Annotated in this window: 27 protein-coding genes; 11 read left to right on the forward strand and 16 right to left on the reverse strand. The window is 73.7% G+C overall.

The genetic code is table 11. The features are described from left to right. Positions 1–43: 43 nt before the first annotated feature. On the reverse strand, positions 44–1,030 hold the full coding sequence (locus AB0C78_RS15210; protein ID WP_360747297.1) for a carbohydrate kinase family protein: 987 nt from the start codon (positions 1,028–1,030) through the stop codon (positions 44–46). A 188-nt stretch (positions 1,031–1,218) separates the two neighbouring features. Then, entirely contained in the window at positions 1,219–1,581 is a 363-nt protein-coding gene (locus AB0C78_RS15215; RefSeq protein ID WP_151545200.1) for an iron-sulfur cluster assembly accessory protein, read from the reverse strand. A gap of 235 nt (positions 1,582–1,816) precedes the next feature. Between AB0C78_RS15215 and nadA the strand changes: the two genes are divergently transcribed. Next, positions 1,817–2,971: a quinolinate synthase NadA gene (nadA, locus tag AB0C78_RS15220; protein ID WP_360747300.1), complete on the forward strand. Its 1,155-nt coding sequence runs from the start codon at positions 1,817–1,819 to the stop codon at positions 2,969–2,971. Positions 2,972–3,126: 155 nt separating this feature from the next. Here nadA and AB0C78_RS15225 read toward each other — a convergent pair whose 3' ends face one another. From AB0C78_RS15225 to AB0C78_RS15245, 5 genes are all read right to left on the reverse strand, one after another. Next, on the reverse strand, positions 3,127–3,909 hold the full coding sequence (locus tag AB0C78_RS15225) for a maleylpyruvate isomerase family mycothiol-dependent enzyme (RefSeq protein ID WP_360747303.1): 783 nt from the start codon (positions 3,907–3,909) through the stop codon (positions 3,127–3,129). Positions 3,910–4,017: 108 nt separating this feature from the next. Beyond that, positions 4,018–4,587: a hypothetical protein gene (locus AB0C78_RS15230; protein ID WP_360747306.1), complete on the reverse strand. Its 570-nt coding sequence runs from the start codon at positions 4,585–4,587 to the stop codon at positions 4,018–4,020. Between the two features lie 3 nt (positions 4,588–4,590). Further along, on the reverse strand, positions 4,591–5,508 hold the full coding sequence (gene htpX / locus AB0C78_RS15235) for a zinc metalloprotease HtpX (RefSeq protein WP_151545204.1): 918 nt from the start codon (positions 5,506–5,508) through the stop codon (positions 4,591–4,593). 142 nt (positions 5,509–5,650) lie between these two features. After that, positions 5,651–5,929 (reverse strand): hypothetical protein, encoded by a 279-nt coding sequence (locus tag AB0C78_RS15240; protein WP_151545205.1) that lies wholly within the window; start codon positions 5,927–5,929, stop codon positions 5,651–5,653. Further along, on the reverse strand, positions 5,926–6,732 hold the full coding sequence (locus tag AB0C78_RS15245; RefSeq protein ID WP_206700381.1) for a PspA/IM30 family protein: 807 nt from the start codon (positions 6,730–6,732) through the stop codon (positions 5,926–5,928). Before AB0C78_RS15245 ends, AB0C78_RS15240 begins: the two co-directional genes overlap by 4 nt. A 131-nt stretch (positions 6,733–6,863) precedes the next feature. Between AB0C78_RS15245 and AB0C78_RS15250 the strand changes: the two genes are divergently transcribed. Both AB0C78_RS15250 and AB0C78_RS15255 read left to right on the forward strand, forming a co-directional pair. Beyond that, positions 6,864–7,445 carry a DUF3043 domain-containing protein gene (locus AB0C78_RS15250; RefSeq protein WP_360747311.1) on the forward strand — a complete coding sequence of 194 codons (582 nt, stop codon included), beginning with the start codon at positions 6,864–6,866 and terminating at the stop codon, positions 7,443–7,445. Between the two features lie 96 nt (positions 7,446–7,541). After that, entirely contained in the window at positions 7,542–8,543 is a 1,002-nt protein-coding gene (locus AB0C78_RS15255) for an aldo/keto reductase family protein (RefSeq protein ID WP_151545207.1), read from the forward strand. Between the two features lie 78 nt (positions 8,544–8,621). On the opposite strand, the gene AB0C78_RS15260 is transcribed toward AB0C78_RS15255, so the two are convergent. Both AB0C78_RS15260 and AB0C78_RS15265 read right to left on the reverse strand, forming a co-directional pair. Then, complete coding sequence (locus AB0C78_RS15260) at positions 8,622–8,819, reverse strand: hypothetical protein (RefSeq protein ID WP_151545208.1); 198 nt, start codon at positions 8,817–8,819, stop codon at positions 8,622–8,624. Between the two features lie 43 nt (positions 8,820–8,862). After that, positions 8,863–9,780, reverse strand: coding sequence for a thioredoxin domain-containing protein (locus AB0C78_RS15265; RefSeq protein WP_360747314.1), 918 nt, complete (start codon positions 9,778–9,780; stop codon positions 8,863–8,865). Between the two features lie 79 nt (positions 9,781–9,859). On the opposite strand from AB0C78_RS15265, the gene AB0C78_RS15270 reads away from it, so the two are divergent. Next, positions 9,860–10,801: a bifunctional adenosylcobinamide kinase/adenosylcobinamide-phosphate guanylyltransferase gene (locus AB0C78_RS15270; RefSeq protein WP_360747317.1), complete on the forward strand. Its 942-nt coding sequence runs from the start codon at positions 9,860–9,862 to the stop codon at positions 10,799–10,801. Beyond that, on the forward strand, positions 10,798–11,565 hold the full coding sequence (locus tag AB0C78_RS15275; RefSeq protein WP_360747320.1) for an adenosylcobinamide-GDP ribazoletransferase: 768 nt from the start codon (positions 10,798–10,800) through the stop codon (positions 11,563–11,565). Before AB0C78_RS15270 ends, AB0C78_RS15275 begins: the two co-directional genes overlap by 4 nt. Before the next feature lie 4 nt (positions 11,566–11,569). On the opposite strand, the gene AB0C78_RS15280 is transcribed toward AB0C78_RS15275, so the two are convergent. The 6 genes from AB0C78_RS15280 to AB0C78_RS15305 form a co-directional block, all read right to left on the reverse strand. Beyond that, positions 11,570–14,266 (reverse strand): fumarate reductase/succinate dehydrogenase flavoprotein subunit, encoded by a 2,697-nt coding sequence (locus tag AB0C78_RS15280; protein ID WP_360747323.1) that lies wholly within the window; start codon positions 14,264–14,266, stop codon positions 11,570–11,572. After that, entirely contained in the window at positions 14,266–14,982 is a 717-nt protein-coding gene (locus AB0C78_RS15285; protein ID WP_360747326.1) for an ABC transporter ATP-binding protein, read from the reverse strand. The genes AB0C78_RS15280 and AB0C78_RS15285 overlap by 1 nt, the downstream gene beginning before the upstream one ends. Continuing rightward, positions 14,979–15,755: an ABC transporter permease gene (locus AB0C78_RS15290; RefSeq protein ID WP_360747329.1), complete on the reverse strand. Its 777-nt coding sequence runs from the start codon at positions 15,753–15,755 to the stop codon at positions 14,979–14,981. The genes AB0C78_RS15285 and AB0C78_RS15290 overlap by 4 nt, the downstream gene beginning before the upstream one ends. Then, on the reverse strand, positions 15,752–17,191 hold the full coding sequence (locus AB0C78_RS15295) for an ABC transporter substrate-binding protein (RefSeq protein ID WP_360747332.1): 1,440 nt from the start codon (positions 17,189–17,191) through the stop codon (positions 15,752–15,754). Before AB0C78_RS15295 ends, AB0C78_RS15290 begins: the two co-directional genes overlap by 4 nt. Before the next feature lie 9 nt (positions 17,192–17,200). Further along, positions 17,201–17,428, reverse strand: a complete 228-nt coding sequence (locus AB0C78_RS15300) for a 4Fe-4S dicluster domain-containing protein (RefSeq protein ID WP_151593689.1) — start codon at positions 17,426–17,428, stop codon at positions 17,201–17,203. A gap of 77 nt (positions 17,429–17,505) precedes the next feature. Then, on the reverse strand, positions 17,506–18,294 hold the full coding sequence (locus AB0C78_RS15305) for a GntR family transcriptional regulator (RefSeq protein WP_360747335.1): 789 nt from the start codon (positions 18,292–18,294) through the stop codon (positions 17,506–17,508). Between the two features lie 367 nt (positions 18,295–18,661). Between AB0C78_RS15305 and AB0C78_RS15310 the strand changes: the two genes are divergently transcribed. From AB0C78_RS15310 to lipB, 6 genes are all read left to right on the forward strand, one after another. Next, positions 18,662–20,140 (forward strand): leucyl aminopeptidase, encoded by a 1,479-nt coding sequence (locus tag AB0C78_RS15310; protein ID WP_360747338.1) that lies wholly within the window; start codon positions 18,662–18,664, stop codon positions 20,138–20,140. Between the two features lie 149 nt (positions 20,141–20,289). Next, entirely contained in the window at positions 20,290–21,684 is a 1,395-nt protein-coding gene (gene lpdA, locus AB0C78_RS15315) for a dihydrolipoyl dehydrogenase (protein ID WP_360747341.1), read from the forward strand. Between the two features lie 41 nt (positions 21,685–21,725). Beyond that, on the forward strand, positions 21,726–23,234 hold the full coding sequence (gene sucB / locus AB0C78_RS15320) for a 2-oxoglutarate dehydrogenase, E2 component, dihydrolipoamide succinyltransferase (RefSeq protein WP_360747344.1): 1,509 nt from the start codon (positions 21,726–21,728) through the stop codon (positions 23,232–23,234). A 148-nt stretch (positions 23,235–23,382) separates the two neighbouring features. Further along, entirely contained in the window at positions 23,383–24,270 is an 888-nt protein-coding gene (locus tag AB0C78_RS15325; protein ID WP_360747347.1) for a TIGR01777 family oxidoreductase, read from the forward strand. Positions 24,271–24,375: 105 nt separating this feature from the next. Next, entirely contained in the window at positions 24,376–25,113 is a 738-nt protein-coding gene (locus tag AB0C78_RS15330; RefSeq protein ID WP_151540528.1) for a peptidase E, read from the forward strand. A gap of 103 nt (positions 25,114–25,216) precedes the next feature. After that, positions 25,217–25,894, forward strand: a complete 678-nt coding sequence (gene lipB, locus AB0C78_RS15335; RefSeq protein ID WP_360747414.1) for a lipoyl(octanoyl) transferase LipB — start codon at positions 25,217–25,219, stop codon at positions 25,892–25,894. 50 nt (positions 25,895–25,944) lie between these two features. Here the strand turns inward: lipB and AB0C78_RS15340 are convergent, their stop codons facing one another. Next, positions 25,945–26,442: a DUF1877 family protein gene (locus tag AB0C78_RS15340; protein ID WP_360747350.1), complete on the reverse strand. Its 498-nt coding sequence runs from the start codon at positions 26,440–26,442 to the stop codon at positions 25,945–25,947. Positions 26,443–26,616: the final 174 nt, after the last annotated feature.

The raw sequence follows: 26,616 nt of genomic DNA on the forward strand, positions 1-26,616 counted from the left end.
CGCACCGCCGCAGGGGCCCGCGCGGGCCCCTACGGCGCGCCGGTCACGGGTTGGGGCAGGCGAGGTGCGGCTCGACGTCGGCCGCCGCGCCGGCGCCGTAGGCGGTGGCGAGCCGGTCGAGGAACGCCCGCCGCGACAGCGTGTACTCCTGCGGGCCCGCGGCCTCCAGCGCGTGCGCCGCGACGGTGCTGCCGACCTGCGCGGCGCGCTCCAGCGGCAGGCCCCACGCCGTCGCCGACAGGAAGCCGGAGCGGAACGCGTCGCCGACGCCGGTCGGGTCCACGACCTTCTCGACGGGGACGCAGGGCACGTGCAGGCCCTCCTCCCCCTGCCGGTCGATGACGACGCCCTTGGCGCCGAGGGTGGTGACGCGGATCCCGACCCGCGACAGCACCTCCTCGCCGGACCAGCCGGTCTTCTCCTCGAACAGCGCCTTCTCGTACTCGTTGCTGAACAGGTAGGCGGCGCCGTCGAGGAGGCGGCGCACGTCCGCGCCCTCCATCCGGGCGAGCTGCTGGGACGGGTCGGCGGCGAACGGGATGCCGCGCGAGCGGCACTCGTCGGTGTGCCGGAGCATCGCCTCGGGGTCGTTCGCGCTGATCAGCACGAGGTCGAGGCCGCCGACGCGCTCGGCGACCGGGCCGAGCTCGATGGAGCGGGCCTCGCTCATCGCGCCGGTGTAGAAGGACGCGATCTGGTTCTGGTCCTGGTCGGTGGTGCACAGGAACCGGGCGGTGTGGTGCAGCTCGGACACGTGCACGGAGGCGGTGTCGACGCCGTGCCGGTCCAGCCAGGAGCGGTAGTCGGCGAAGTCGTCGCCGACGGACCCGACGAGGATCGACTCCTTGCCGAGGCTGCCCATCCCGAAGCAGATGTTCGCGGCGACGCCGCCGCGGCGGATCTCCAGCTCGTCCACCAGGAAGGACAGCGAGACCCGGTCGAGCTGGTCGGGCAGGAGCTGGTCGGAGAACCTTCCGGGGAAGGTCATCAGATGGTCGGTCGCAATGGATCCGGTCACGGCGATGCGCACGCGTCGCTCTCCTCGTCGCGGTCGTCCGGCTTGTCACCGGCTGTTTCAACCCGGAAAGACTACTTCCCATCGGACCACACGACGCGGCGGGTGCGCATCCCGGCGGGGCGGGCCGGGCATGCGAAAGGGGCGGCCCGGACGTCTCGCCCGGCCGCCCCTCCGCCGGCCCGAGGGCCGGCGGTGCTCCGTCAGTTGAAGGAGTCGCCGCAGGCGCAGGAGCCCGACGCGTTCGGGTTGTCGATCGTGAAGCCCTGCTTCTCGATCGTGTCGACGAAGTCGATGGTGGCGCCGGTGAGGTAGGGCGCGCTCATCCGGTCGACGCGCACGTTCAGGCCGCCGAAGTCCTGGACCTGGTCGCCGTCCATCTCCCGCTCGTCGAAGAAGAGCTGGTAGATCAGGCCGGAGCAGCCGCCCGGCTGCACGGCGACACGCAGCGCAAGGTCGTCGCGGCCCTCCTGCTCGAGCAGGCCCCTGGCCTTCTCGGCGGCGGCGTCGGTGAGGATGACGCCCTGCTGCGTGGTCTCCTGCGTGGTCTCGCCTGAAACCGTCATGTGTTCAGCTCCCGGGTCTCGCTGCGCCGCGGTGCGGCGGACTGTCGCTTGTCCTCGAGGACGACTTACGCCTCTTCCCGTAGGACAACGTACCTCGCCACAAGGCCATTCCGCGTATCGCCCATCTTTAACGCCCGGGAGCGGTGCGTCCTACGTCACACCGCCGCCGCGACGATGATGTGCCATCATTAGTCGTCAAAGCGACGATAAGTCCCGTCGCAGGAGGGAGACTCCCGTGACCACCCCAGTGCGCGACCTTCCGCTGCTGCTCCTCGGCGAGGGCTCCGACCCGGCGAGCGAGCGCGGCGTGGACTGCCCCGGCGAGCTGCCGCCCGCGTCCGACCCCGCGCTGGTCGAGCGGGCCCGCGCCGCCAAGGCCGCCCTCGGCGACCAGGTGTTCGTCCTCGGCCACCACTACCAGCGCGACGAGGTCATCCAGTTCGCCGACGTCACCGGCGACTCGTTCAAGCTCGCGCAGCAGGCCGCCGCGCGCCCCGAGGCGCCCTACATCGTGTTCTGCGGCGTGCACTTCATGGCGGAGTCCGCCGACATCCTCACCGCGCCGCACCAGAAGGTGATCCTGCCCGACCTCGGCGCCGGCTGCTCCATGGCGGACATGGCGACCTTCGACCAGGTCGAGGAGTGCTGGGACGTCCTGGAGGACGCGGGCGTCGCCGGCGACGTCGTCCCGGTCACCTACATGAACTCCTCCGCCGACATCAAGGGCTTCGTCGGGCGGCACGGCGGCGTGGTGTGCACCTCGTCCAACGCCAAGCGCGCCCTGGACTGGGCGTACTCCAAGGGCAAGAAGGTGCTGTTCCTGCCCGACCAGCACCTCGGCCGCAACACCGCCGTCCTGGAGATGGGCTTCTCGCTGGACGACTGCGTCGTCTACAGCCCGCACCGCCGCGAGGGCGGCCTCACCCGCGACCAGCTGCGCGACGCCAGGATGATCCTCTGGCGCGGCCACTGCTCGGTGCACGGCCGGTTCAGCAAGGAGTCGGTGGACGACGTCCGCGCGCGCGTGCCCGGCGTCAACGTGCTCGTCCACCCCGAGTGCCGGCACGAGGTCGTCACGGCCGCCGACCAGATCGGCTCCACCGAGTACATCATCAAGACCATCGAGGCCGCCGAGCCCGGCACGTCGTGGGCGGTCGGCACCGAGCTGAACCTCGTGCGGCGCCTCGCGAACGCCCACCCGGACAAGAACGTCATGTTCCTCGACAAGACCGTCTGCTACTGCTCCACGATGAACCGCATCGACCTGCCGCACCTGGTGTGGTCGCTGGAGTCGCTGGTGCGCGGCGAGGTCGAGAACGTCATCACGGTCTACGACGACACCGCCCGCAACGCCCGAGCCGCCCTCGACCAGATGCTTGCGCTGCCTTAACAACCCTGGCCCAGGGGGCTCGCCTGGCGGCTCGCCCCCTGACCAGGCTTGGGCGAGCGCGACCTCGCTTCGCGAGCTTCCCGGCGGGGCTCGCCTCCGGCGTCGCCCCGCCGGTCAGATGACGCGCTCGCGCGGTGGTCGAGGCCTTGCGCCGGTCAGATCGCAGAGTTCTCGACCCAGTGGACGAGCAGGTCGTCGTTGCCGGAGAACTCCAGGGCGGAGTCGCCGAGCTTGCGGCGGCCCCACAGGAACAGGAAGACGTCGGAGGCGCTGCCGCGGACGGTCGCGTCGGCGCCGCCGGCGTTCTCGCCGCCGTCGTCGCGGGTCCACTCGAAGCGGTCCGGCAGGAGGCGGAACAGCCAGCGGGAGCCGAGGTCGGCGGCGTCGAAGGCGAGGACCTCGCCGTCGCCGCGCAGGTTCTCCACCTTCGGCGCGAACGCGGCGGCCCGCTCCAGGTTCTCCAGCAGCTCGTCGGTCCCGTCGGCGGCCGCGTCGGGCGCGACGGCGGGCGTCCGGCCACAGGCGATCTCCAGGTCGGCGCGGTGCACGGCGGTCTCGAACAGCATCCGCCGCGACCAGAACCGGGCGTGCTGGTCGACGCCCCAGGCCCACACGGGCGCGTCCGGGTCGGCGGCCCGCAGGATCTCCAGGAGCCGTCCGGCGCCCTCCTTGTACCAGGGCAGGTGATCGCCCGGCACCACCGGGAACGAGACGCCGAGCTCGCGCAGGCTCAGCCGGCGCGGTGCGCCCACCCGGACGGTGCCGCCGGCCCACCGGTGCATCGCGCCGAGGTGGCGGACCAGCTCCGCGATGGACCAGCCGGGACAGGACGGCACGTCCTCGTCGAGGTCGGCGAACGCCGCGGCGTCGGCGAACGCGGCGGCCTCCGCCTCCAGCGCGTCGCAGTGGCGGGCATGATCCCAGGGACGTCCGGTCATTGCGCCTCCCGCATGAACCGACCGTGCACGGACGTTCACCTCACTGACATACCCCGCATCGGCCCATAGATCAGGCGTCCGGGGACGGGATCCGCCGCGGGCGGCCCGTCACAGGCCGGGGGCGCCCCACACCGGGAACCAGCGGCCGAGGTCCTGCTCGAAGGGCAGGTCGGCGCCGACCGCGCCGCGCACCTGGAGTTCCAGGGCGTTGTCCCGCTTGTCCCCCGGCAGCGGCGCGAACGGGTAGAACGTGCCGCGCTTGTACAGGTAGACGAGCGCGAGCCGCTGCCCCTCCGGGCCGCGGAAGCCGGCGAGCGAGCACAGCAGGTGCGGGCCGAACCCGCCGGACTCCAGCGTGGAGTTCACCGCGTGCAGGTCGGTGACCAGGTCGGGCAGCTCCTCCGGCGGGTGCGTCGCCAGCAGCCACGTGTACCCGTAGGAGTCGTTGCTGATCTCGACCTTGGGGCCCTCGTCGGCGTCCAGCAACTCCTGGACGTCGGCCTGCAGCCGCGCGAACGCGCCGCCCTCCGCCGCCCGGAAGCAGACGGAGCCGAGGCCCGTCGGCCTGAACCCCGTGGCCGCCTCGAGCGTGATCGCGGCGGTGGACAGCCCGAAGAGCTGGTCGAGGTCCGGCTTGACCGGCTTGGACCGGCCGAGCAGCGTGTCCAGGAAACCCACGGATCAGACTCCCCTGCTGAGCTGGTCGGAGATCTTCGACAGCTGCGCGAGCCGCTTGTCCAGCGGCGGGTGGGTGGAGAACAGGTGCGAGATCGTGAAGCCCTTGCCGAACGCCGGGGTGAAGAAGAAGGCGTTGAACGCCTGCGCCTGGCGCAGGTCGTTGGTCGGGATCCGGGCGATCTCGCCGGACACCTTCGTCAGCGCGCTGGCCAGCGCGGACGGGCGGCCGGTCAGCAGCGCGGCGGCCCGGTCGGCCGACAGCTCCCGGTAGCGCGACAGCGCCCGGGTGAGCAGGAAGCTGATCGCGTAGGCGACGGCGCTGACCGCGACCACGGCGAGCAGGATCATCCCGGTGTTCTGGTCGTTGTCGCGGCGGTTGAAGCCGCCCCACAGGCCCCACTCCAGGCCGAAGCGGGTGATCAGGCCGGCGCAGATGCCGAGGAACGAGGCGATCGTCATGACCGCGACGTCCTTGTGCGCGACGTGCGCCATCTCGTGCGCGAGCACGCCCTCCAGCTCGACGGGGTCGAGCCTGCGCAGCAGCCCGGTGGTCACGCAGACCACGGCCTTCTTCTGGTTGCGGCCGGTCGCGAACGCGTTCGGCACGTCGGTGTCGGCGACGGCGACGCGCGGCTTCGGCGCGTCCGACATGGCGCAGATGCGGTCGATCACGCCGTGCAGCTCGGGCGCCTCCTCCGGCGAGACCTCCCGGCCGTGCATGGCGAACATCGTCAGCTTGTCGGAGAAGAAGTACTGCGCGAACAGGAACGCCAGCGCGATGACGAGGGCGATCACCCCGAACTTCGGAGCGATCACGAAGAACGCCGTCACGAAGACGACGTAGACCAGTCCCAGCAGGAACATGGTCACGAGCATGCGTGACGTCAGCCCCCGGTCGGAGGCGTAACGCGTCGAGGCCATCCGGCAACCCCCAGTTTTCTTTCCCCGATTCACTTGTGAGAACGCGCGAGCCCCGGGTTTTGTGCCAGGCACCGCCGGAGTCCCGCGCGAATCGTCCTGGAGGACGACCGGCCCCTGGCCGCCCGGCCGGGCGGCCAGGGATCTAGTCCGGGATCAGCCCCTCGTCGCCGAGCATGGCGCGCACCTCGTCGATCGCCGCGTCCGCCGGCGGCAGGATCAGCTCGGACGGGGCCAGGCTGTCGGCCGGCAGGGGCTTGCCGACCTTGCGCACGCTCTCCAGCAGGGCGTGCAGCGCGGCGCGGAACGCCGCCTCGTCGCCGGCCTCGATGGCCGACTCGAGCTCGCCGTCGAGGGTGTTGAGCGCGGCCAGGTCGCCGTCGGCGACGTCCAGCTGCCCCTCGCCCATGAGACGGACGATCACTGCGCACCCCCGGGCTGCTGCGGCCACGGGGCCTGCTGCGGGGTGTCGTGCTGCTGCTGCGGCTGCGCGGTGGGCGAGCCCTGGTTCAGCTCCTTGGGCGCCGGGCCCTGGCCGAGTTCGGCCTTCAGCCGCTCCAGCTCGAGGTCGACGCCGGGGCCGGAGCCCATCCGGTCGAGCTCGGCCTGGATGTCGTCGCGGGGGCCGGAGAAGTCCTCGAGCGCGCCGGAGGCGAGCAGCTCGTCGATGGCGCCGGCGCGCGCCTTCATGTTCTCGGTCTTCTCCTCGGCGCGCTGGATCGCCAGGCCGACGTCGCCCATCTCCTCGGAGATGCCGGAGAAGGCCTCGTTGATCTTGGTCTGCGCCTCGGCGGCGGTGTACGTCGCCTTGATCGTCTCCTTGCGGGTACGGAAGGAGTCGACCTTGGCCTGCAGCCGCTGGGAGGCGAGCGTGAGCTTCTCCTCCTCGCCCTGCAGCTGCTGGTACTGCGCGCGCAGGTCGTTGAGCTGGGAGTCCAGCCCGGACCGGCGGGTCAGCGCCTCGCGGGCGAGGTCCTCGCGGCCCACCTGCAGCGCCTTCTTGCCCTGGTCGGTCAGCTTGTTCTGCTGCTGCTCGAGCTGGTTGATCTGCAGCTCGAGACGCTTGCGCGAGGTGGCGACGTCGGCGACCCCCCGACGGACCTTCTGCAGCATCTCCAGCTGGCGCTGGTAGGAGTAGTCGAGCGTCTCGCGAGGATCCTCGGCCCGGTCCAGGGCCTTGTTGGCCTTGGCCTTGAAGATCATCGACATTCTTTTCATCACGCTCATCGCGCGGCGCCGGTCCCTTCGTGCTGTGCCTCAGTCGCATACTGGGCTCAATGACCACTGCTGGGGTTCTTATCACCCTACGCGTTAACGCGCGAGGCAGCCACGATGTTCGCAGCCGGTAGGCTGACCCCGTGTTCAAGCGTCGTACCCCGGAAGCCCCGCCGAATCCTCCTCAGGTAGTAACGCCGAAGCCGGGAGGCAAGGGGCGCCCCACGCCGAAGCGCAGCGAGGCCGAGAAGCGCCGCCGCCAGCCGATCACCGCACCGGCCACCCGCAAGGAGGCCTACAAGAAGGTGCGGGAGCGGCAGGCGGACGAGCGCCAGCGTGCGCGCGCCGGCATGGCCCGCGGGGACGAGAAGTACCTCCTCAAGCGGGACAAGGGCCCGGTCCGGCGGCTCGCCCGCGACTACGTGGACGCGCGCCGCACCGTCGGCTCGTACCTCATGTACGCGATGTTCGCGATCGTGCTGCTGAGCCTGCTGCCGATCCCGGCGGCCAAGCTGCTGGTGCTGTTCGCGCCGCCGCTGCTGCTGGTCGTGGTGTTCGGCGAGGGCCTGATGCTGAGCCGGGGCGTGAAGAAGCTCGCCGCCGAGCGGCATCCGGACGAGGACACCAAGGGCGTCGGGATGTACGCGGCGATGCGCGCGATGCAGATCCGCCGGCTGCGGATGCCCGGGCCGCAGGTGAAGATCGGCGAGAAGGACAAGGTCTGACGCGGCGCCCTCGGCGCCCTCGCGACACGGGAGCGTCCGGGCCGCGGTGCCCCCGCCCGGACCGGCGGTGATCTCCGCCGGGCTAGGGTCGTGGGCATGGAGTTCCGATACCTGGGCCGGAGCGGTCTGAAGATCAGCGAGATCGCGTACGGCAACTGGCTCACCCACGGCTCCCAGGTCGAGGAGGACGCGGCGCGCGCGTGCGTGCGCGCGGCCCTCGACGAGGGGATCACCACCTTCGACACCGCGGACGTCTACGCCGGGACGCGCGCCGAGGAGGTCCTCGGCCGCGCCCTGAAGGGGCAGCGCCGCGAGGGGCTGGAGATCTTCACCAAGGTCTACTGGCCCACCGGGCCCGGCGTGAACGACCGGGGGCTGTCCCGCAAGCACATCATGGAGTCGATCAACGGCTCGCTGCGCCGTCTCGGCACCGACTACGTGGACCTGTACCAGGCCCACCGGTTCGACTACGAGACGCCGCTGGAGGAGACCCTCCGCGCGTTCGACGACCTCGTCCGGCAGGGCAAGGTGCTGTACGTCGGCGTGTCGGAGTGGCGCGCGGAGCAGATCGAGCAGGCCCTGAAGATCGCCGACGAGATGGGGTTCGACCGGATCGTGTCGAGCCAGCCGCAGTACTCGATGCTGTGGCGGGTCATCGAGGAGGAGGTCGTCCCGCTGTGCGAGCGCGAGGGGATCGGCCAGATCGTCTGGTCGCCGATCGCGCAGGGCGTGCTGACCGGCAAGTACAAGCCGGGCCAGCCGCCGCCCGCGGGGTCGCGGGGCACCGACGACAAGGGCGGCGCCGACATGATCCGCCGGATGATGGACGACGACCTGCTGACCCGCGTGCAGAACCTGAGGCCGATCGCCGACGACCTCGGCCTGTCGATGGCGCAGCTCGCCGTCGCGTGGACGCTGCAGAACCCGAACGTGTCGGCGGCGATCGTCGGCGCGTCGCGTCCGGAGCAGGTCGTCGACAACGTGAAGGCGGCCGGCGTGAAGCTGGACGCCGACGTGCTGAAGCGGATCGACGACGTGCTCGGCGACGTCGTGATCCGGGACGCGTCGAAGACCGCCAGCCCGCGCACCCGCCCGTGAGCTGAGGCGGGCCGGAGCGGCGAGGGGCCGCGGGACGGGCGTCCCGCGGCCCCTTCCGCGTCCGGCGGCCGTCCGGCGTCACTCCGGGTCGTGCAGGCTCATCCCGTAGACGACGGTCTCGCCGTCCAGCAGCGTCACCTTGTCGACCTCGCCGGCGCGCAGGCTCCGCCAGTTCTCGCCCAGCCAGCTCTCCGCGTCCGACTGGGTGGAGAAGGTCTCCTCGGACGTGCCGGCCGCCTGCCCGTCGGCCTTCTCCAAACGCCAGCTCCACGCCATCGCGCTCGACCTCCCTCGTCGCGGGTGAGACTAGCCGTTCCGGTCAGGAGGCGGCCTCGATGGCGCGCCGCAGGGCGTCCGGGGTCTGGGTGTCGGACGAGGAGAGCAGCCGGCCGTTCACGCGCACCGACGGCGTCCCCTGGACCCCGGACGAGATGTAGGACTCGCTGACCCGCGCGACGTCGGCGGCGTACCGCTGCCCGGTGACGCAGGTCTTGAAGTCGTCGCCGGTGAGGCCGAGGGGCGCGGCCCAGGCGAGGAGGTCGGAGGTGGCGTAGCCCTGGGTGCTCTCGGACGGCTGGTGCGCGTAGAGGGCGTCCTGGTAGGACAGCCAGCGCGCGCCTTCGCGGACGCAGCGCAGCGCGGACGCGGCCCGGGTGGAGTTGCCGTGCTGCGGTTCGGTGCCCGCCCCGAAGATGACCATGGGGTGGAAGACGACCTTCGCTTCGCCCGCCACGGCCACCTGCTTGAGCATCGGGTCGTTGGTGCGGTCGAAGTTGCCGCAGGGCGGGCAGGAGAAGTCCTCGTAGATGTCGACGACCGGGGACGTGACGCCGGGCCGGGCCATGGTGAGGCTGCCGTCGGGGTTCGGGATCGCCTCCGCGCCGCCGGCGATCTTGCCGGCCTGCAGGTTCGTGCCGTCGGATCCGCCGCCGTCCGCGCGGTTCCCGCCGTCGTCGCCGCCGTTCCCGACGATCAGGACGACGGCGGCGACCGCGACGAGCACGAGCACGAGACCGCCGCCGATCAGCGCGATCAGCAGGCCGGGGCCGCGGCGCGGCGGGGGCGGCGGGCCGGGCTGCCAGCCCTGCGGCGGGGGCACGGTGATCGGCGGCCTCGGCGCGCCGCCCGGCTGCGGTGCGGCGCCCGGCGGTGCGGCGCCGGGAGGCGGCGCGGGAGGCGGGCCGTAGGGCGGCTGCGGCCCCTGGTCCGGCCAGGGCGGGGTCGGGGGGTTGCCCACCGGGGGTCTCCTTCTGCCGGGAGGTCGTGATCCTTCCAGGTGAGCGTATACAGGCGGGCCCGTAGAGTTTCGGACCGATATGGACATCGAACTCCGCGGTATCGCCGCGCCGGGCGGCTGGCCCGGGGACGGCTGCCGCTGCGCGTCCTGCGGGCGGCTGCGCGCCGCCGGCGTGCGGCACGAACCGGCCACCGTGCTCGTCGACGGCGTCCCGCTGGAGGATCTCCCGCGGACGGAGGTCCCCGGCGGGCTCGACGTCCGGGCTCCCGGCGGCCGGGTCCTGGTGGCGGCCGGGCCGGGCGCCAGGCCTGAGCCGGTGCCGGACGCGCTCTACGACGCCGTCCTGCTCGATCTGGCGGGTTCTCCCGAGCATCTCGGCTACCTGCGCCATGTGGGGGCGGTGACGGCCGGGACGCGCGTGATGGCCGTCCACGTGGACCACCGGATGCCGTCCCCGGCGGAGCTGGAGCGGCGCATGGCGTTCTGGCTGCGGCCGCAGGACGGCCCGTTCCGGACACTGCTGCTCGGCGGGTCGCGGTCGGGGAAGTCGGCGGAGGCCGAGCTGCGGTTGGCGGGCTCCCCCGACGTCCTCTACGTGGCGACGGGCCCGGTCCGCGACGACGACCCGGAGTGGAGCGCGCGGGTCGAGGCGCACCGGAGCCGCCGTCCCGCCTGGTGGCGGACGGCCGAGACGACCGATCTCGCGGGGGTGCTGGCGTCGGCGTCCGGGGCCGTCCTGGTGGACGGCGTCGGGACGTGGCTGGCGGCGGAGATGGACGAGTCGGGCGCGTGGGAGGACCCGCCGCGGGTTCTGCCGAGGCTGGACGCGCTGGTCGAGGCGTGGCGCGGCACCGCGGCGCGGGTCGTCGCGGTGTCCGACGAGGTCGGGCTGTCGCTGGTGCCCACGACCGCGTCGGGGCGGGCGTTCCGCGACATGCTCGGGCTGGCCAACCAGCGGCTCGCCGCCGAGTCGGAGGAGGCGGCGCTGGTGGTGGCGGGCCGCGTCCTGGAGCTGCCGTGAGGGGCGCCGGGGCCGGGCTGCGGCTGGCCGTGACGCTGCTCACGATCGTTCCGCTGCGCACGCCCGAGGTGGATCGGGACACGGGTCGGGCGGCGATGCTGGCGGCGCCGCTCGTCGGGCTGATCACCGGCGGCGCCGCCGCGCTCGTGCTGCTGCTGGGCGACGCGCTGGACCTGTCCGGGCTGCTCGCCGCCGCCCTCGCGGTGGGGGCGGCGGCGGTGCTCACCCGGGCGCTGCACCTGGACGGCCTCGCCGACCTCGCGGACGGCCTCGGCAGCGGGCGCCCCGCCGAGGACGCGCTGGCGATCATGAAGCGGTCCGACATCGGCCCGTTCGGCGTGGTGACGCTGCTGCTCGTCGTGCTGGTCCAGGTCGCGGCGCTCGCGTCGGCGCCGCACGCCGCGGTCGCCGCGCTGATCGCCGGGGTGACGGGCCGGCTGGCGCTGCCGTGGGCGTGCCGCGCGGGCGTCCCGGCGGCCCGTCCGGGCGGGCTGGGGGCGCTGGTCGCGGGGACCGTCCCGGCACGCGGCGCGGTCACCGTCACCGCGGCGGTCCTGGTCGCCGCCGGGGCCGCCGGCGCGGCGTCCGGCGGCCCCGGCGGCGCCCTGCACGGGCTCGCGGCGGTCGTGCTCGGCCTGGCCGCCGCGCTGCTGATGCTCCGGCACGCCGTCCGGCGGCTGGGCGGCGTCACCGGCGACGTCCTCGGCGCGCTGGTGGAGATCGCCACGACCGCCGCCCTGCTGGTCCTCGCGGCGCTCCCCTGACGGCTCAGGGGGTGAGGGCGCGGCGGGCGTAGGCGCGGACGTCGGCGTCCGGGTCGGACCGGGCAGCGCTCAGCGCCTCGACCGTCTCGCCCGTGCGCGGCTGGGACGCCAGCGCGATCACAGCGGCCTTGCGGACGTCGAGGTGCGGGTCGTCCAGCGCCTTGATCAGCGGGACGGACGCCACGCCCGGATCGGCCCCGGCGAGGCCCCGCGCGGCGCCCGCGCGGACCTGCCAGGCCGGGTCGTGCAGCGCCGCGGCCGCCGCCCCGTCCAGCGGCGGCGGGCATCCGACGCCCGCGAGCGCCTCGAACGCGGCGGCGCGGACGAGGTCGTCGGCGTCCTCGATGAGCCCGCCGAGGGCACCGGACGCCGCCGGGTCGCCGATCGTGCCGAGCCCGTGCGCGACGGCGATCCGCACCTCGCGGGACGCGTCGCCGGCCGCGCGCGCGACCCCGTCCGCCGCGTCGTGCGCGACCAGCCCGCGGACGGCCTGCAGCCGGACGCGGTGGTCGGGGTCGCCGAGCGCGCCCGCGAACACGTCCGGATCGCCGAGGCGGAGCGCGCGCAGGACGTCCAGGACCGCGGCACGCACCTGCGCGTCCGGAACGTCCAGGGCGCCGCTCAGCGCGTCGCGGACCGCCCCGGTGGCGGGCAGCACCTCGACGAGCTCGCGCAGCGCCGTCGCGGCGGCGTGCCGGACGGAGCCGTGCGCGTCGGCGAGCGCGGTGGCGAGGGCCCCGGCGACGCCGTCGGGGACGACCTCGGTGAGGGTGGCGACGGCGGCGCGGCGCACCTTCGGGTCGGGGTCGGCCAGGTAGGCGGCGATCGCGCCGACGTCCGGCTGGGTCTCGGCGAGCCGCTGCAGTTCCAGCAGCCGCGGGGACCGTCCGACGGACGCCGCCGGGCGGGCCTCCGCGGCCGGGCGGGCGGCCACGGAGACCCGCCCGGCGGACGCGGCGCCGGACGGCGAGGGGCCTAGGACCTGCGGCTCGGCGCCCTCCGGCACGGTGAACTCCTCCACCGGCACCAGGTACGGCGCGACCGGCCGCTTGACGAACTCCATCGCGCCGTCGTCGCAGCGCCGCAGGTTGAGGTGGAACATCCACTCCTCGTCGTCGCGTTCGGGCAGGTCGGCGCGGTCGTGGTAGAGGCCCCAGCGGCTCTCGGTGCGGGTCAGGGACGACCGCGCGGCCATCTCGGCGCAGTCGCGGATGAAGGTGACCTCGGCGCAGCGCATCAGCTCGTGCGGGGTCCGCGCGCCCATCGCGGCGATCTCGGTCTCCATCCGCGCGAACGTCTCGACGGCGATGTCCAGCCTGGTCCGCGTCTTCGGCGGCGCGACGTAGTCGTTGACGAACCGGCGCAGCTTGTACTCGACCTGCGGCTGCGGCGGGCCTCCGGGGTTGCGCAGCGGCCGGTAGATCAGCTCGTGCGCGGCGCGGATCTGGTCCTCCGGCAACGCGGCGGGCGCGCCGAGATGCGCGGACGCGTGCGCGCCCGCGAGGTCGCCGAACACGAACGCGCCGATCATGTAGTTGTGCGGCACGCAGGCCAGGTCGCCCGCCGCGTACAGGCCCGGGACGGTGGTGCGGGCGTTCTCGTCCACCCAGACGCCGGACGCCGAGTGCCCGCCGCACAGGCCGATCTCGGAGATGTGCATCTCCACGTCGTGCGTGCGGTAGTCGTGGCCGCGACCGGCGTGGAACGTCCCGCGGGTCGGCCGCTCGGTGGTGTGCAGGATGCCTTCGAGCGCGGTCAGCGTCTCGTCCGGCAGGTGCGTGAGCTTGAGGTAGATCGGCCCGCGCGCGGAGTCGATCTCCCGCTTGACCTCGGACATCATCTGCCCGGACCAGTAGTCGCAGTCGACGAACCGGGTGCCCTCGGCGTTGACCTGGTACCCGCCGAACGGGTTGGCGACGTAGGCGCAGGCGGGCCCGTTGTAGTCCTTGATGAGCGGGTTGATCTGGAAGCACTCGATGCCGCTCAGCTCGGCGCCCGCGTGGTAGGCCATCGCGTAGCCGTCGCCCGCGTTGGTGGGGTTCTCGTACGTCCCGTACAGGTAGCCGGACGCGGGCAGGCCGAGCCGCCCGCACGCGCCCGTCGCGAGGATCACCGCGCCGGCCGACACGGTGACGAACTCGCCGCTGCGGGTGTCGAACCCGACCGCCCCGACGGCTCGCCCGCCGGACGTCAGGACGCGCACCGGCATGACGCGGTTCTCGATCGTCACCTTCTCCCGGATGGACCGCTGCCGCAGCACCCGGTACAGCACCTTCTTGACGTCCTTGCCCTCGGGCATCGGCAGCACGTAGGAGCCCGACCGGTGGACGCGGCGCACCGCGTACTCGCCGTGCTCGTCCTTCTCGAACTTCACGCCGTACTTCTCGAGCCGCTTCACCATCGCGAACCCGCGCGTGGCGGTCTGGTGGACGGTCCGCTGGTTCACGATGCCGTCGTTGGCGCGGGTGATCTCGGCGACGTAGTCCTCCGGCGTCGCCTTGCCCGGGATGACCGCGTTGTTCACCCCGTCCATGCCCATGGCGAGCGCCCCGGAGTGCCGGACGTGCGCCTTCTCCAGCAGCAGCACGGACGCGCCGTGCTCGGCCGCGGTGATCGCGGCCATCGTCCCGGCGGTGCCGCCGCCGATCACCAGCACGTCGGCGCTCAGCTCGCGCCGCTCGGTCGCGGCGGGGATCTCCATCACACGGTCTCCTTCGTGTCGGTGCGCGCCCCGAGCGCCGCCAGGACCTCGTCGCGGGAGGCGGCGGCGGGGAACCGCGCGGCGACGCCGCCCGCGCCGAGGACGGCGATCCGGTGCCCGACCAGCAGCGCCTCGTCCACGTCGTGGGTGACGAACACGACGGTCGCGGGCGCGTCCGCGAGCACGTCGAGGAGCAGCCGCTGCATGCTCGCGCGGGTCTGCGCGTCGAGCGCGCCGAACGGCTCGTCCATGAGGATCGCGCGGGGCCGGGCGGCGAGGGTGCGGGCGAGCTGGACGCGCTGGCGCATCCCGCCGGACAGCTCGCGCGGCAGCCGCCCGGCGGCGTCGCCGAGCCCGACGCGGGCCAGCCAGCGGTCCGCCTCGGCGCGCCGCTCCGCCCGCCGCACGCCGCGCAGCGACAGCGCCAGCTCGACGTTGCGGCGCGCGGTCCGCCACGGCAGCAGCGCGTCGTCCTGGAACATCAGCGCCCGGTCGGCGGACGGCCCGGTGACGGGCTCGCCGCCGGCGAGGACGCGCCCGGACGCGGCGGGCAGCAGCCCGGCGAACGCGCGCAGCAGCGTCGACTTCCCGCAGCCGGACGGGCCGAGCACGGCGAGGATCTCGCCGGCCCCGGCGGTCAGGTCGAGGCCGGTGACGACGGCCCGGCCGCCGTAGCCGAGCGTGACGTCCTCGGCCCGCAGTTCGAGGCCCTTCATGACCGGTCCTCCCTCGGCAGCCAGCGGGTCAGCCGGCGGCCGGTCAGCTCCACGGCGGCGGAGGTGAGGTAGCCGAGCAGCCCGATGGTGGCCATCCCGACGAGCACGCCGGGGTAGTCGACGATCGTGTACGCCTGCCAGGTGCGGTAGCCGACGCCGAAGTCGCCGGAGATCATCTCGGCGGAGATCACGCAGATCCACGCGACGCCCATCCCGATGGACAGGCCGCCGAACACGCCCGGCAGGATCCCCGGCAGGACGACCCCGAGCAGCACCCGGATCCGGCTGCCGCCCAGCGTGCGGACGGCGTCCTCCCACACGACCGGCAGGGCCTTCACCGCGTGCCGGGTACCGACGAGGACGGGGAAGAACGCGGCGGCGAAGGTGATGAACACGATGCCCTGCTCGTTCGCGGGGAACAGCAGGATCGCGACCGGCACCAGCGCGATCGCCGGGATCGGCCGGGCGACCTCGAACAGCGGCTGCAGCAGGTCGCCCGCCCACCGGGACCGGGCGGTCGCGACGCCCGCCGCGACGCCGAGGACGGCGGCGAGCGCGAACCCGGTGAGGATGCGGACGAGGCTCTGCGCGACGTCCTGCCAGTACTGCGCGTGCTCGACCTGGCGGCCGAACTCGTGCAGCACGTCGGCCGGGCCGGGGAACCGGTCGAACCTGACCCACAGCCGGACGTTCGCGGCGGTGAGCAGCTGCCACACCGCGAGCGCGGCGAGGAGGGACGCGGCGCGGACGGGCCAGCGGAGGAGGCGGCTCACGCGCTCTTCACCGCCTCGTCGTAGGTGACGACCTTGGCGCCGGAGTGCGCGGCGACGTACTTGCGGGCGCCCTCGTCCGTGGCGAACGGCTTGAACCTCTCGTCCGCCTTGGCCGACGGGTCCTCCACCCACACGTCCTTGTCGGCGAACCAGCGGGTGCCGGTCGTCGCGTCCGGGATGTAGACGGCTCGGAGCTTCTTCCCCTGGCCCTGCAGCGCCCGCACGTTCTTCAGCAGGCAGACCGGGTCGGCGACGGGACGCGTCCTCTCCTCGCCCTGCACCCATACCTCGCCCGCGGTCTTCGGGTCGTCCACCTGGGTCCTGCACACCTCGTCGGTCCCGGTGATGGCCGCAGGGTTGGCGGTGGACGCGGCGTCGTGGTCGTAGGACGCGCCGTACGCCTTCCTGATGTAGGCGTCGTTGATGAAGGGCCCGACTTCCAGGGGCGTCTGGATGACCCCGATCGACTTCAGGAACGGGACGTCGTGCACGAACGCGTCCTTCAGCCCCTGCTTGATGGTGGGGTCGAAGGTGGCGACGCCGCCCGCGCCGTTGTAGAGGTAGACGGTCTCGGCGGGCAGCCCGGTGGTGGACGCGACCGACTCGGCCGCTTCCAGGGGATGCTGGTGCAGGTAGTTCGTCGCGTCGATCTGCGCGCGCAGGAACGCGTCCAGCACCTTGCCGTTCTTCTCGGCGAACTGGTTGCGCACCACCACGCCGTGGAACGTCGGCACGTCCAACTGGCCGCCGTCATAGAGCAGCCGTGCCTGCCCCTTGTTCACCAGCAGGCCGGGCCAGGCGACGAACTGGGCGAACGCCGCGGCGCTCCCCGCCTGCAGCGCCGACGCGCCCACCGTGGGCTGCTGGTTCTCGATCTTCACGTCCTTGGCGGGATCCAGCCCGTACTTGCGGGCCGCCTGGACGAACGTGCCGTGCCCGGCCGAGCCGACGCTCGTCGAGACCGTCTTCCCCTTGAGGTCGCGCAGCGTCCTCGCCTTCGAGCCCGGGGCGACGACGACGCCGTTCAGCGAGCCGCGCATGTTGTAGCCGGTCACCGACACCCACGACGTCTTCGCGTCGCCGCCCTGCGCCTGCGCCCGCGACCCGTTGATGAGCAGCGGGTAGTCGCCCATCGAACCGATGTCGATCTTCCCGGCGAGCATCTGCGCGGTGATCGGCGCGCCGGTGTCGTAGTCGCGCCACACCACCGAGTACTCCGTGCCGTCCTGCTTCCCGAGCGCCTTCAGCCGCTTCTCGAAGTAGCCGAGCGAGCGCAGCAGCGTCCCCGCGGTGACGGTGTTGATGGTCTTGGACTGGTACCCCACGACGATCTGCCCCGAGCCCCCGCCGCCGGCGGCGTTCCCGGCCACCGTGCAGCCGGCCGCGAGCGGGAGGAGGGCGGCCGCCGCGGCCAGCGTCGTCTTCATCGCGTTCATCGGATTCCTTCAGCGCAGCAGGTACGGCATGTCGATGGTCACGGCCCCGGTCGGGCACCTGTCGGCGCACGGCCCGCAGTACCAGCACTCGTCGACGTGCATGTACGCCTTGCCGGTCTCCGGGTGGACGGCGAGGGCGTCCAGCGGGCACACGTCGATGCACAGCGTGCAGCCGTCGATGCAGAGCGCCTCGTCCACCGTCACGGGGACATCGGCGCGGTTCTCCACGAGGGACATGGGTCCTCCAGGGTGTGCGGGCATGCGGGACTCGCCGCGCGGCGCTGCGCGGCACCGGCCGGGCGGCCGGAGAAGGGTCAGGCGCGGCTCATGGAGCCGCTCATCGTGATCCGGTCGCCGCGGAAGCGGATGAACTCCAGGTCCACGGGGCGCCCGTCCGACAGGTGGGTGAGGCGCTCGAGCATCAGCAGGGCGGCGCCGCGCGGGGCGTCCAGGGTGGCGGCGGAGTGCGGGTCGGCGTTGACCGCCTCGAGCATCACCTCGGCGCGGCCGAGCGGCTGCCCGGCGATGCGCTCGAGCAGCACGAAGATGTCGTTGCGGACCAGGTCCTCGGCCAGCAGCGGCTCGCCGAGGTCGCGCGGGATGTAGGTGAGGTCGAGCGAGAGCGGCAGCCCGTTCAGCCGCCGGATCCGCTCGATGTAGACGACCGGCTCGCCGCCGGGCGTGCCGAGCCGGGAGGAGATCTCGCGGGACGGGGTGATCAGCCCGGTCAGCCGCACCTCGTTGGCGACCTCGCCGTGCTCGCGCAGCGTCTCGGCGAGGCCGAGCAGCCGCTCCAGCCCGTGCGGGTACTTCTCGGCGACCGCGTGCGTGCCGACGCCGGGACAGCGCTCGATGAGCCCCTCGGCGCGCAGCAGCGCGAGGGCCTCCCGGACGGTGTTGCGGGACGCGCCGAACTCGCGGACGAGCTCGGCCTCGGCGGGCAGCGCGCCGCTGCGCAGGTCGCCGTAGAGCACCTGGCGGCGCAGGACGTCCGCGACCTGGCGGGCCCGGTCGGCGCGCGGCCGGCGGGCCTCGGCGGCCGCCGGCGGGGCCGCCGCGGGGGCCGGTCCCGGCGCCGTGCGGGTGTCGTCTCTCCTGGTCACGGCCATAAACCTACTAAATCGATGGGAATAGGTGAATAGTGCGCCCGTTGCGCCACCCCGAAAATCCGCGGCACCCCTGTGACCTGCGCGGACGCGCCGTGCGTCCGGCGTCCCGCCACCCGCCGCGCCGCCTCCGCCGGCCGGCCGCCCCGGCGCACCGCCCCGCCCGCACGCCGGGTATCTTGCCCGCGCGCCCCGCCCCCCGCACCGCGCCCGCACCGCGCCCGGCCGGCGCCCGGCCGGCGCCCGGCCGGTGCCCGGCCCGTGCCGCGGCGCGATCGCGGCAGGCAGCGGCAAGGTTCCGGGCCCGGCAATGCTTGATCCAAAAGGGCGAAACCGGTCACCGGGAGGACTAACATCGGGCTACGTGACGAGCATCGGACTTGACAGCGCAGACCTGGCCGGCCTCGACGTCGACGCCATCGTGATCGGAGCCGTCCCGGCGGACGCGGGGGCCAAGCCCGCCGCCGGCGCCGAGGACCTCGACCGCGCCCTGGACGGGAGGCTCGCCGCGGCGCTCGGCGCCCTCGGCGCCACCGGCAAGCCCGGCGAGATCACCAAGCTGCCCACGCTGGGCGCCGTCGCCGCCCCGGTGATCGTCGCCGCCGGGCTGGGCGACGCCCCCTCCGCCGAGGACCTGCGCCGCGCCGCCGGCGCCGCCGTCCGCGCGCTCGCCGGCACCGGGAAGGTCGCCGTCGCGCTGCCCGCCGCGGACGCCGCCGAGGCCGAGGCCGTCGCGCTCGGCGCGCTGCTCGGCGCCTACTCCTTCGACTCCTACCGGACCGGCGACGGCCACAAGAGCCCCGTCGCCGAGATCCGGCTCGCCGCCCCCGCCGCCACCGACGTGGCCGTGGAGCGCGCCCGCGTGCTCGCCGACGCCGTCAACCTCGTCCGCGACCTGGTCAACACCCCGCCGTCCGACCTCACCCCCGAGGACCTCGCCAACGAGGCCGAGCGGGTCGCCCGCGAGAGCGGCCTCGGCATCGAGGTCCTCGACGAGAAGGCGCTCGTCGACGGCGGCTACGGCGGCATCACCGGCGTCGGGCAGGGCTCGGTGAACCCGCCGCGCCTCGTCCGGCTCGCCTACTCCCACCCCGAGGCGTCCAAGACCCTCGCGCTGGTCGGCAAGGGCATCACGTTCGACTCCGGTGGCCTGTCGCTGAAGCCGACCGGCTCCATGGACTGGATGAAGTCCGACATGGGCGGCGCCGGCGCCGTGCTCGGCGCGCTGGCCGCCATCGCCGAGCTCGCCCCGAAGGTCAACGTCGTCGGCTACCTCGCCATCGCCGAGAACATGCCGAGCGGCAGCGCCCAGCGCCCGTCCGACGTGCTGCGCATCTACGGCGGCAAGACCGTCGAGGTCCTCAACACCGACGCCGAGGGCCGCCTCGTGCTCGCCGACGCGCTGGTCCGCTCCGGCGAGGACTCCCCCGACCTGATCGTGGACGTGGCGACGCTGACCGGCGCGCAGCTGGTCGCGCTCGGCAGCCGGACCGCCGGGGTCATGGCCAACGACGACGACGTCCGTGAGAAGGTGGTGGCGGCGGCCGAGCGCGCCGGGGAGGCGTCCTGGGGCATGCCGCTGCCGGCCGAGCTGCGCAAGGGGCTCGACTCGGCGGTGGCCGACCTCGCCAACATCAGCGGCGACCGCTGGGGCGGCATGCTCGTCGCCGGCGTGTTCCTGAAGGAGTTCGTGCCGGACGGCGTGAAGTGGGCGCACCTCGACATCGCCGGCCCCTCGTTCCAGCAGGGCGAGGCCTACGGGTACACCCCGAAGGGCGGCACCGGCGCGGCGACCCGCACGCTCGTGCAGATCGCCGAGGACCTCGCCGCCGGGATCCTGTAGGGCCGCCGGGATTTCGCGGGGGGCCGCCCGGCACCGGCCGGGGCGGGACACAATAGATTTTCTCGTGGCGGTGGGGGCCCGTTGCAGGTTCGCCCCGCCCGAGGGCGCCGCGGCCCGCGCGGTGCCGTCTCCGGGAAAGGGAGCGTCCAGTGGCGAATAACGGCCCCTACGACATCGTGGTCCTGGGTGCCGGCAGCGGCGGCTACGCGTGCGCGCTGCGCGCCGCCGAACTCGGCAGGTCCGTCGCGCTCGTCGAGCGCGACGAGTCGCTCGGCGGGACGTGCCTCAACCGGGGCTGCATCCCCACCAAGGCGCTGCTGCACGCGGCCGAGGTGGCGGACCAGACCCGCGAGGCGGCGAAGTTCGGCGTCAAGGCGGTGTTCGAGGGCATCGACGTCGCCGGCGTGAACGCCTACAAGGACAAGGTCGTCTCCACGACCGTCAAGGGCCTCACCGGGCTGATCAAGTCGCGCGGCATCGAGGTCGTGCACGGCGAGGGCCGGCTGGCCGGCCCGACGACCGTCGAGGTCCGCACGCCCGCCGGCGAGACCCGCGCGCTGGAGGCCCAGCACATCGTGCTCGGCACCGGGTCGGCGCCGAAGTCGCTGCCCGGCCTGGAGATCGACGGCGAGCGCGTCATCTCCAGCGACCACGCGCTGCGGCTGGAGCACGTGCCCGGCTCGGTCGTCATCCTCGGCGGCGGCGTCATCGGCGTGGAGTTCGCCAGCGTGTGGCGCTCGTTCGGCGCCGAGGTCACCATCGTCGAGGCCCTCCCCCACCTGCTGCCGCTGGAGGAGGAGTCCAGCTCCAAGCGGCTCGAGCGGGCGTTCCGCAAGCGCGGCATCAAGTTCGAGCTCGGCACCCGCTTCGAGAGCGCCAAGACCACCCAAGGCGGCATCTCCGTCACGCTGGAGGGCGGCAAGGTCGTCGACGCGGAGCTGCTGCTCGTGGCGGTCGGCCGCGGACCGGTCTCCGACGGCATCGGCCTCGCCGAGGCCGGCGTCGAGCTGGAGCGCGGCTACGTCAAGGTCGACGAGTACTGCCGCACCAGCGTCCCCACCATCTCGGCCGTCGGCGACCTCGTCGCCACGCCGCAGCTGGCCCACGTCGGCTTCGCCGAGGGCATCCTCGTCGCCGAGCGGCTCGGCGGGCTCGCCCCCGCGCCGATCGACTACGACGGCGTGCCGCGCATCACCTACTCCGATCCCGAGGTCGCCTCGGTGGGCATCACCTCCGCGGTGGCCCGCGAGCGCGGGTACGAGATCAACGAGGTCACCTACGACCTGGCCGGCAACCCCAAGAGCAAGATCCTGGGCACGCAGGGCGAGGTCAAGGTGATCGCGGCCGTGGACGGGCCGGTCCTCGGCCTGCACATGGTCGGCGCGCGCGTCGGCGAGCTGATCGCCGAGGGCCAGCTCATCTACAACTGGGAGGCCCTCCCGAGCGAGGTCGCCCAGCTGATCCACCCCCACCCGACCCAGTCCGAGGCGGTCGGCGAGGCGCATCTCGCGCTCGCCGGCAAGCCGTTGCACGTGCACGGCTGAACAACCGCGCACAGTATTTCTCTAAGGAGTCGCTGAGAGCCATGCCGGTCTCCGTCACTATGCCCCAGCTCGGCGAGAGCGTCACCGAGGGCACCGTCACCCGCTGGCTGAAGAAGGAGGGTGAGCGCGTCGAGACCGACGAGCCGCTTCTCGAAGTGTCGACCGACAAGGTCGACACCGAGATCCCCTCCCCCGCCTCGGGCATCCTGACCAGCATCACCGTCGCCGAGGACGAGACCGTCGAGGTCGGCGCCGAGCTGGCCGTCATCGGCGACGAGGGCGACGCCCCGTCCGGCGCCCCGGCGCAGGACCAGGCGCCCGCCGCGCAGGAGGCCCCGGCGCAGGAGCAGGCCCCGGCGCCGCAGCCCGAGCCCGAGCCCCAGCAGCCGCAGGCGCAGCAGGCGCCGCCGCCCGCCGCGTGGCCGCCGCCCGCGCAGCAGCAGCCCGCCGCGCCGCCGGCCCCCGCGCCCGCGCCGCAGCAGCCCGCGGCCCCGGCTCCGGCCCCGGCGTCCCAGCAGCCCCCGGCGCCCGCGCAGGAGGCCGCGCCCGCGGCGACCGCCGGCGAGGGCCCGTACGTGACGCCGCTGGTCCGCAAGCTCGCCGCCGAGCACGACGTGGACCTGTCCACGGTGAAGGGCACCGGCGTCGGCGGCCGGATCCGCAAGCAGGACGTGCTGGAGGCCGCGCGCGCCGCGCAGGCCGCCCGCCAGCAGGCGCAGCAGGCCCCGGCCCCGGCGCCGGCCGCTCCCGCCGCCGCTCCGGCCCGTCCGGCCGGCCGGCACGCGGCCCCGGCGCCCGAGGGCGCCCCGGCCGAGCAGCTCGCGCTGCGCGGCCGCACCGAGAAGATGTCCCGGATCCGGCAGACGATCGCCCGCCGCATGGTGGAGTCGCTGCAGGTGTCGGCGCAGCTGACCACCGTGGTCGAGGTGGACATCACCAAGATCGCGCGGCTGCGGGAGCAGGCCAAGGCCGACTTCCAGGCCCGCGAGGGCGTCAAGCTGTCGTTCCTGCCGTTCTTCGCGCTCGCCACCGTCGAGGCGCTGAAGGCGCACCCGAAGGTCAACGCGGTCATCGACAGCGAGACCAACGAGGTCACCTACCACGACGTGGAGAACCTCGGCATCGCCGTCGACGTGCCCGAGCGCGGCCTGATGGTCCCGGTCGTGCACAACGCCGGGCAGCTGAACCTGGGCGGCCTGGCGCAGCGGATCGCCGACCTCGCCGAGCGGACCCGCACCAACAAGGTGCACCCGGACGAGCTGGCCGGCGGCACGTTCACGCTGACCAACACCGGCAGCCGCGGCGCGCTGTTCGACACCCCGATCCTCAACCAGCCGCAGGTCGGCATGCTCGGCACCGGCGCCGTCGTCAAGCGGCCCGCCGTCATCGACGACCCGGAGCTGGGCGAGGTCATCGCGGTCCGGTCGATGGTCTACCTGGCGCTGACCTACGACCACCGGCTGATCGACGGCGCGGACGCCGCCCGCTTCCTCGGCACGATCAAGCACCGCCTGGAGGAGGGCAACTTCGAGGCCGACCTCGGCCTCTGACCGTCCCTCTCCACCCGCGACCCCGCCGCCCCACGCGGGCGGCGGGGTCCCGCGCGTTTCCGGGGAACCCCGGGACCGGCCCGGCGGAAACCCGGGACCGCGGTGAGAATCTCACCGCACGCCGGGGGCGTCCCCGTAGGGTGGGGACATGAGGGTGACCGTGACGGGCTCGTCGGGCCTGATCGGATCGGCGCTGGTGCGGGCGCTGCGGGAGGACGGGCACGACGTCGTGCGGCTGGTGCGCCGCGAGCCGGCGGCGCCCGACGAGGCGCGCTGGTCCCCGCCGGACGGGTGCGTCGAGGCGGCGGCGCTGGAGGGCGCCGACGCCGTCGTGCACCTGGCGGGCGCGGGCGTCGGCGACCGGCCGTGGACCAGGGCGTACAAGCGCCGGATCAGGGACAGCCGGCTCGACGGCACCCGGACGCTCGCGGAGGCGATCGCGGCGGCCGGCCACCGCCCGCCGGTGCTGGTGTGCGGGTCCGCGATCGGGTTCTACGGCGACACCGGCGACCGGGAGGCCGACGAGAAGTCCCCGATGGGCGCCGGGTTCCTCGCCGCGCTCGTGCGGGACTGGGAGGCCGCCGCCGCGCCCGCGCGCGAGGCGGGGGTCCGGGTCGTCCACCCGCGCACCGGGGTGGTGCTGGCGCGCGGTGGCGGGATCGTCGGGCGGACGCTGCCGCTGTTCCGGCTCGGGCTCGGCGGCCGGCTCGGCGACGGGACGCAGTGGACGAGCTGGATCTCGCTCGCCGACGAGGTCGCGGCGCTGCGGTTCCTCATCGAGCACGAGGTGTCGGGTCCGGTGAACCTGACCGCCCCGAACCCGGTGACCAACGCCGCGTACACCGCGGCGCTGGCGCGGGCGCTGCACCGCCCGGCGCGGCTGGCCGTCCCGAAGGCGGTGCTGCGGGCCGCGCTGCGCGACTTCGCCGACGAGGGCCCGCTCATCAGCCAGCGGGTGCTGCCGCGGCGGCTGGAGAACGCCGGGTTCCGGTTCCGGCATTCGGACGTCGACGCCGCGCTCGCCGCCCTCCTGTGACCGAGCCCCCGCGGCGCGCCGAGACCAAGATTCGCTAAAGTCGCGGCCGCTCCCGCCCGGTGGCCATACGGTGACATTGAGAGAGCTTGCCGACGTGGAGGGCGAATGAGCACCGACGGACAGCCGCACATCCTCGCCATCGGCGGGGGCACGTTCGTCCCGGACGGCCGGGAGGGCATCGCGCCGAGCCCGCTGATGCGCTACGCGCTCGACCTGACCGGGCAGGACCGTCCCCGGATGTGCTTCCTGACGACGGCGGTCGGCGACGGCGCCGAGTACGTCGCGCGCTTCTACGCGGGGTTCTCCCAGCTGGACGCCGAGGTCAGCCACCTGTCGCTGTTCCCGATGCCGAGCGTCGCCGACATGCGCGCGCACCTGCTCACCCAGGACCTGATCTACGTGTCCGGCGGCAGCGTCGCGAACCTCCTCGCGCTGTGGCGCCTGCACGGCCTGGACGAGATCATGCGGGAGGCGTGGCAGGAGGGCGTGGTGCTGTCCGGGCAGAGCGCGGGCGCGCTGTGCTGGCACGTCGGCGGCAACACCGACTCCTTCGGCCCGCAGCTGCGGCCGCTCACCGACGGGCTCGGCTTCCTGCCGTACTCGTGCGGGGTGCACTACGACAGCGACCCGCAGCGCCGGCCGCTGCTGCAGCAGCTCGTCGGCGAGGGCACGCTGCCCGGCGGGTACGCGGCGGACGAGTCGGTCGGCCTGCACTACGTCGGCACCGAGTTCGTCCAGGCCGTGTCGTACCGGCAGGACGCGGGCGCCTACCGGGTCGAGCCCGACGGCCCCGGCACCGCCAAGGAGACGCGGCTGGAGCCCCGCCGGCTGGCGTCCCTCTGAGGAAGCGCTCCGCGGGCGGCATAGGCTGGCGTGCGTGAGTGATCTGGACGTGCGGGGGGCCGCGCCCGAGACGCCCCCCGGCAAGGCGCCGGCGACCGGCCGGCTGGTGGTCGTCCACGCGGGCTTCGGGACCGCGGCCGTCCCCTATCTGGACGGCTGGGACCTGCAGAAACGCACGCACGCCCTGCGCGTCGACGATGTGATCCCCGACACCGTCCTGCTGATGGAGCACCAGCCGGTGTACACCGCGGGCAAGCGGACCGGGGACCTCGACCGGCCGTTCGGCGACCCCGGCGCCCCGGTCGTGGACGTCGACCGCGGCGGCAAGATCACCTGGCACGGCCCGGGGCAGCTCACCGGCTACCCGATCGTCCGGCTGCCCGATCCCGCCGACGTCGTCTCCTACGTGCGGCTGCTGGAGCGGATGATGATGGCGGTCTGCGCCGAGTTCGGCCTGGAGACCACCACGGTCGAGGGCCGCAGCGGGCTGTGGGTGCCCGGCACCCCCGACCGCAAGATCGGCTCGATCGGGATCCGGGTGGCGCGCGGCGTGGCCATGCACGGGTTCATGCTGAACTGCGACAACGACATGGGCTGGTTCGACAAGATCGTGCCGTGCGGCATCCGCGACGCCGGATCCACGAACCTCAGCCGCGAGGTCGGCCGGGACGTCCCGGTGGCCGAGGTCACCCCGCTGGTGGAGCGCCACCTCGCCGAGGCGCTCGGCGCGCGGGAGACCCTCCACCGCACGACGGCCCAGCTCGCCGCCCTCGGCGCCTGAGCGTTCCGCGCCGCCGCCTGGGCGCGGCCTGAGCACGGCTCACGCGGCGGTCAGTGGTTCGGGAACATCACCTTGAAGACGGCCTGCCCCTCGTCCGCCGCGGCCTGGTAGAACGCGACCAGCGCCTCGTAGGCGGGCTTCAGGACGCGGTCGCGGGCCGCGGCGTCCATCCGGCCCGCGTCCTGCACGCCGGCCTGCACCATCACCGCGGGCTCGAACCGGCCCGCGACGCCGGCGAACGGGGTGGCGGCCAGATGGTCGGCGGCGGGCTTCACCCGGTCGGGCGCGAGGTAGATCACGTCCATGCCGAGCTCGTCGGCGCCGTCCTCGGTGAGCAGCCGGCCGCCGCACACCACGTCGGCCTCCGGCTGGCGCCCCTCCCACGGGTCGCCGGTCACCAGGTAGTGCAGCGCCTGCCACGCCCCGCCGACGTCCAGCGGCGCGAACGGCACGCGGCGCCGCCAGTCCGGCTCGCCGAACACGCGACGGGCGGCCCGGGCGGGATCCGGCTCACCCTCCAGCACCGGCGGCACCCTGAGGTACGACATTGCCAGACCCACTGCGGTCCTCCATGCGAACGCTGTTGCGTGACGACAGGGAGTCACCCTAGAGAGAACCGCCGGTGGTCATGGACCGAAACACGCGAATCGACGGTGTGAGCGGGGTAACGTCACACGTTCGAGATCGGTCCGATACGGGTGCGTTAACCCCGGGGGCGCGCG

Origin of the sequence: Actinomadura sp. NPDC048394 (assembly GCF_040651755.1) — a bacterium.
GTDB classification, from domain to species: Bacteria; Actinomycetota; Actinomycetes; order Streptosporangiales; family Streptosporangiaceae; genus Spirillospora; species Spirillospora montaniterrae.

What these genes read in the sequence shown, in the direction of transcription:
- AB0C78_RS15260 (WP_151545208.1), bottom strand. Translation starts at nt 8,819, where the DNA reads ATGGCGTGGAGCTGGCGTTTGGAGAAGGCCGACGGGCAGGCGGCCGGC.
- AB0C78_RS15300 (WP_151593689.1), bottom strand. Translation starts at nt 17,428, where the DNA reads ATGTCCCTCGTGGAGAACCGCGCCGATGTCCCCGTGACGGTGGACGAG.
- AB0C78_RS15225 (WP_360747303.1), bottom strand. Translation starts at nt 3,909, where the DNA reads ATGACCGGACGTCCCTGGGATCATGCCCGCCACTGCGACGCGCTGGAG.
- AB0C78_RS15295 (WP_360747332.1), bottom strand. Translation starts at nt 17,191, where the DNA reads ATGAACGCGATGAAGACGACGCTGGCCGCGGCGGCCGCCCTCCTCCCG.
- AB0C78_RS15245 (WP_206700381.1), bottom strand. Translation starts at nt 6,732, where the DNA reads ATGAGCGTGATGAAAAGAATGTCGATGATCTTCAAGGCCAAGGCCAAC.
- AB0C78_RS15340 (WP_360747350.1), bottom strand. Translation starts at nt 26,442, where the DNA reads ATGTCGTACCTCAGGGTGCCGCCGGTGCTGGAGGGTGAGCCGGATCCC.
- AB0C78_RS15270 (WP_360747317.1), top strand. Translation starts at nt 9,860, where the DNA reads ATGGACATCGAACTCCGCGGTATCGCCGCGCCGGGCGGCTGGCCCGGG.
- AB0C78_RS15330 (WP_151540528.1), top strand. Translation starts at nt 24,376, where the DNA reads ATGAGCACCGACGGACAGCCGCACATCCTCGCCATCGGCGGGGGCACG.
- AB0C78_RS15255 (WP_151545207.1), top strand. Translation starts at nt 7,542, where the DNA reads ATGGAGTTCCGATACCTGGGCCGGAGCGGTCTGAAGATCAGCGAGATC.
- AB0C78_RS15215 (WP_151545200.1), bottom strand. Translation starts at nt 1,581, where the DNA reads ATGACGGTTTCAGGCGAGACCACGCAGGAGACCACGCAGCAGGGCGTC.
- htpX (WP_151545204.1), bottom strand. Translation starts at nt 5,508, where the DNA reads ATGGCCTCGACGCGTTACGCCTCCGACCGGGGGCTGACGTCACGCATG.
- sucB (WP_360747344.1), top strand. Translation starts at nt 21,726, where the DNA reads ATGCCGGTCTCCGTCACTATGCCCCAGCTCGGCGAGAGCGTCACCGAG.
- AB0C78_RS15280 (WP_360747323.1), bottom strand. Translation starts at nt 14,266, where the DNA reads ATGGAGATCCCCGCCGCGACCGAGCGGCGCGAGCTGAGCGCCGACGTG.
- AB0C78_RS15285 (WP_360747326.1), bottom strand. Translation starts at nt 14,982, where the DNA reads ATGAAGGGCCTCGAACTGCGGGCCGAGGACGTCACGCTCGGCTACGGC.
- AB0C78_RS15325 (WP_360747347.1), top strand. Translation starts at nt 23,383, where the DNA reads ATGAGGGTGACCGTGACGGGCTCGTCGGGCCTGATCGGATCGGCGCTG.